At 37.5% G+C, this 2,433-nt stretch carries 1 protein-coding gene and 1 pseudogene; both read right to left on the bottom strand.

Features of this window, described 5'->3' with window-relative positions:
• Positions 1 to 1,030: pseudogene (locus CK510_RS29375) on the bottom strand (hypothetical protein); the annotation flags it as partial.
• 23 nt (positions 1,031 to 1,053) lie between these two features.
• On the bottom strand, positions 1,054 to 1,794 hold the full coding sequence (locus CK510_RS29370; protein WP_095724984.1) for an antA/AntB antirepressor family protein: 741 nt from the start codon (positions 1,792 to 1,794) through the stop codon (positions 1,054 to 1,056).
• Between the last annotated feature and the right edge of the window lie 639 nt (positions 1,795 to 2,433).

Below are 2,433 nucleotides of genomic sequence, written 5' to 3'. Positions count from 1 at the left end.
GAGTGATTTTTGCTGTTGTCTTAGATGATTCAATCGCTTGTAAAAGATGATGTGTTACCCACTCAATCAAACTCATTTCCGATATTTTTGCAGCATCTTCCATCAAGAATTTCAGGTGTGACGGTAACATGAGAGTGAAATATGAGGGATTATCTGGGGTTGTACTATTTGTTGTTTTTTCTAGTCGATAATTCCAAGCAGGACAATCATCTGCTCGTGTTTCACAGTCTTTTTCTAAGAAACTCAGCAAACCAAATTTGTAACAGTAATAGGTATGCTTGTCTTTTGTAAACTCTCGACTACAGTGCTTGCAGTTCCAACAACTGGGTTTTTGTGTTGCTGGTTTCTCTGTATTTTGCAGGTTGGGATTTTTCAGAAGTTTCACTGCTGCATCTATACTTTGCTGGTTGAGAACATTTCGTAAATTCAAAGCTGATTCCATATTTCCCGATGCGATGAGGTTGTCAATTTTTGTGACAATCTTCTTTGCCTTGGAATAATTACGACCACTTCCCAAACCAACAAATTTAGCGACGCGATCGCGCGTTTGACCTTTGGTAGTCGCTTCAGGAAAATTTTCCTTAATTATGTTTAGGTCTGTTCCAAAGTCCCTCCCTAATTTCTCGTTTGTGGACATCGCTCCTAATTGTTGTCGCTGCTTGGCTTTCAATTTTTCAATCTCCTCCCAAGCTAGGGCTTCACGTACTTTTTGCTCGTTCGTTTTATTACGCTCAATACTTTCCAACAGCAATGCTTCTAACTCCGCTTCTGGGCTAGGAAATTCTCTTACTTCAACCGGAATACTCTTCCAACGCAAGGATAGAGATGCTTTCCAGTAAAGATGCCCATTAATGATGATGTTGTTTTGGTTAATCAGTAACGGTCTGGGATATTGATGATTACTGATTAAATGAATTACATCAGATACATCTACCTCATCTCCGTAAATCGACAAATAAGACGGATGGGGTTGGAGAAATGTTGGATTTACAGAATGGAAAATTGGACTTGGGTATTGAGTAGAATCCATTGAAAATACCTTCTGTCAAAACTTTAGGTAAGCAATCCTTCCGAGTGAAATACAAATTCCAAAGCTTCCTGTGGGTAATTTCCAACAGTTCCGTACATCGAATCAAAAACTTCTTCCTTCTGCATTGCGTTTTTGCGGCAATAAGCAGATGCTTTTCTCCCTAAACTATTTGCCTGAGTTTTGCCCAACTTGATTTTGTGAAGATTCGCGTAACCAACCACTGTAAAATAATGCCCTTCGGGTGATTCGATGCGATCGAGTTCCGCATCTATCCCCTGCAACCATTTTTCGTGAGCTTCACAAGATTCTTCCAGATGTTCTGTTTTTGCCAAAAGTGCCCGTTGTTGGAGTTTGATTTGAGATTGAGCTTCTAAAAGTTGGGATAATTGTTGCTTTGTTTCCAATCCTATTGATGATATATCCAATTTTCCCAAACGCCACTGTTTTTCCAATTCCAAATACCACATTCTTATTTCTCGACCTTTTTCCGTTCGCGCCATCATTGCAAACGATTTTGCACAGTCGATTGTTAGCATTATTTTTTCAAATTGAGTACCCCCACCCTGAGTCCTTTTCACCACATTTTCAGTTTGGATAACGTGGTGAAAGTCTTGTTCTACAATAAATCCAGATTTATAAAAGGCTCTTTTAGCATTACCCTTACTACTAAAATCTAACCATTCCCAATAAATATCAAAATCAACAGGAAACTGTTCGTTAGATTCTATTTGAATCAATATTTCTTGCTTGATAATATTGTCCATTAGCGCATTACCTCTATTAATTTTACGTCGTAAATAACTTGCAATTCAATTGCAAATTAATCTGACAGAAGTCTTTGCCTCAGATAATTTTGTCAGCGCGGTAGTTGTATTTAAAACACTAATGCATCCCTGGATTCAAGCAACACAAAAAATCGAGTCAGAATCGTTGGCTTTTGATGCTATGTCATCAAGTTAAGAAGGTTAAGTATGGCAGCGAGAAGACTGTACATCCATATTTACGTACATAATATCCACACTGCCTTCCTAGTAATGGTTTCTGACTCTTGATTTCCTAGTTGATAGTTTTTCGGTCATGCTTGATACTGATTTACTAAATATTGAACCCATTCTCTGCAAAACAAATCATCCAAAAGGAAGAGAAAACTCTGCTCCCATTAAATACTATCCCATTGGATAGATGCAGAAAATTTATTTTGTCCTCTGGTCTAGAAATCATTTTATACAGTTAATCAATAGTCGGTTTTCGATATAACTACGTAGATAAACATCTTCTGTTTACATCAAAACATATTCAAATCAATTTTTGTTAAATTTGTGACAGTAAAAGGGGGTGTAACCTTCTATTAACAAGGGGATTGCAAATTTAATTGCACCACGCGATCGCGTATCAATATGTGT

Origin of the sequence: Brunnivagina elsteri CCALA 953 (assembly GCF_002289455.1) — a bacterium.
GTDB lineage: Bacteria > Cyanobacteriota > Cyanobacteriia > Cyanobacteriales > Nostocaceae > Brunnivagina > Brunnivagina elsteri.
The sequence above is the reverse complement of the archived record's forward strand: the minus strand, read 5'-3'. Positions and strand labels throughout refer to the sequence as shown.